At 42.5% G+C, this 2,497-nt stretch carries 2 protein-coding genes; both read left to right on the top strand.

The genetic code is table 11. From position 1 onward, the window contains the following. Positions 1 to 1,962 (top strand): RHS repeat domain-containing protein (locus LU351_RS20255; RefSeq protein ID WP_232595903.1); only part of this gene is annotated, 1,962 nt, incomplete at its 5' end. 8 nt (positions 1,963 to 1,970) lie between these two features. Further along, a complete protein-coding gene (locus LU351_RS20260; protein ID WP_232595904.1) occupies positions 1,971 to 2,297 on the top strand; it encodes a hypothetical protein in 327 nt (108 codons plus the stop codon). The last annotated feature ends 200 nt before the right edge of the window (positions 2,298 to 2,497 follow it).

The raw sequence follows: 2,497 nt of genomic DNA on the forward strand, positions 1-2,497 counted from the left end.
GATTTTCAATACAATGCCTCCGGCCAATTAACCGAAGCCAAAAATGCACACCGCACCTTAAAGTGGACCTACGATGCCTGTGGGCGAGTGATTCATGATTGGCAAGGGCACGACAAACTCACTCATCAATACGATGCCGCCGGCAATCGAATAGAAACCACCACGCCCACCGGCGAAATCATCAAATACGGATTTAATACCGCCGGCCAATTTAAAAGTTTGCATTACCGCCCACTGGGGAAATCCGAAGACCAATTACTCACCGAAATCAGCCATGACCAACAAGGCCGAGAAATTGCACGTCAACACGGTAACGGCTTATTAAGCGAAAAATCTTACGACCCCCAAGGCCGTTTACAACAACACACGTTAACCAAAACACAGAGTGCTCAATTAGGCGCCGAAGCACCGGTTATTGATCCTACACAAGGTGTAAAACCCAGTGTTATTCAAAGCAAGCAATACCACTACAACACCGCCGGGCAAATCAGCCAAATTGACGACAGCCAACGGGGCACCAAACAGTATTTTTACGACGCGCTAGATCGCCTCACCCAAGTCAACGGCCCACAGCCCGAACACTTTATTCACGACCCAGCCCACAACATCTTAGCGGCAGGCCACTCCGAACAAGACGCTCAACAACAAGCCAGTAACACACAAGTTAAAGGTAACCGCTTAACGTTCAGAGGTGATACGCATTATTGGTATGACCAACACGGCAATCGCACCGCCAGTATGCGAGGCAAAGAACAAAAACTCCAAACCCGTTACTACTACAACAGCCGCCATCAATTAACCAAAGTAGAAAAAGGAAAAAACGGCCAAAAAGAATCGGAAGTCACCTTTCAATACGACCCATTAGGCCGAAGAATCGGCAAAACCACCGCCGACAAGCATGTAGAATTCTTATGGGATGGCGACGTACTCCTAAGAGAAACCAACCACCCGAATCAGCCGGGTAAAATGCTCCACGAGCGCTTATACTTCTTCGAACCGGGCACCTTTAAACCAGTGGCATTAAGTGATGAAGGTAAGGTCTACCACTACCACACCGACCACTTAGGCACGCCAGATACTCTCACAGACAAGAAAGGGAATATTGCATGGAGTGTGAGTTACCAGACGTATGGTAATTTAGCGATTAAGCATGAAGGTGAACAATTCCATCAGCCGATACGGTTTCAGGGTCAGTATCACGACGAAGAAACCAACCTTCATTACAACCGTTTTCGATATTATGATCCGGCGATTGGGCAGTTTATTACTCAAGACCTGATTGGGTTACATGGGGGGATTAATAATTATCGATATGCACCGAATCCGATTAAGTGGATAGATCCGTTCGGTCTGACAGCAAAGCCGGGCGACTGTCCTGACTCGGATAAGCCAACACACACTCCTGATGGAGAAGAAATTCTTTACTTTAAAAAAGAAGATATAAAAGTGAAGAAAATGTATGGAGGTGCAGAGTATGAATTTTATATTGATGGTCCCGATGACATGTTAGAACTAGCATATACTACCGTCGACTCGGATGCTGGTTCATTAGAGTTTTATATTAATAATAGATTTAATAGAGGTATAGTGCTCAAGGGTGATGGTTTTGGTTTAACCAGTGAAATATTGAGCCAATCTATTGATATTTATACTAAGGAGCATGGTATGCCTCCTAATTCTTTAGATGGATCAATCATCAGAAAAAACCTACAGAATTTTCAAAAGGAGTTTAACAAAATAAGAAACTCCTCTAAAAAAGGGACTCCTGAATCGCAAATGCATGTGGATGCAATTAAAGAAATATCTTTTGGTAGAGAAAGAGTAAAGCTTGGGTATGACGATATTGAGGTAAAAGCTTGGGGTAATGAAGATGTGAACATTGATGGCAAGAAAGTTAGAAATGTTCCTACCAAAGTTAAAATTACAGCCAAAAAGAGCGATTCTAAAAATTCTGATGATTAAAGGTTCCTATGCTTAATAAATATGATCTTATAAAAATGTTATTGGGAGCATTAAGAGGTGATTCTGAGCACATAGCAACAAGGGAGTTGGCGTCACGTGAGCGAAATAAATTTTGGCTGCATAATGACTGGATGTGGATTAAAGACTTAGAAGTCACATTGAAGCATATTGATAAATTTTTTATAAGAAATAATATGAAAATTAGTGAGAGCGAAATAATTTCCATGTTACTTGAAAATAACAATGAAAAAATAATGAAAGAATATCAGCAAGAGCTTGCGGAGCTTATTGTTTCTGCCAGAGAGGCAATTGATCAATTGAGTAATACAGAGTAAACGTGGTTGTCGGACACTCCGCCGCAATGCGGCTCCGGGCAGCGCTGCACTTCGTTGCGCACTGCATAGTCAATTGTAGCGCACCTTTTTGCTGTCGTAGTTTTTGCCAAACTCTTCATCGTAGGATTTGCTAAAAAATAGACGCTTTTCCCGAATTGCTGCTGTAGCCTTTTCGAGTTTTGCCACTCTTACATCGTAAT

The sequence above is a fragment of the Marinibactrum halimedae genome (assembly GCF_021234875.1).
In the GTDB taxonomy this organism is placed as follows: Bacteria; Pseudomonadota; Gammaproteobacteria; order Pseudomonadales; family Cellvibrionaceae; genus Marinibactrum; species Marinibactrum halimedae.

Excerpts from the sequence above, each read along its gene's own strand:
- LU351_RS20260 (WP_232595904.1), top strand. The coding sequence starts at position 1,971 with ATGCTTAATAAATATGATCTTATAAAAATGTTATTGGGAGCATTAAGA.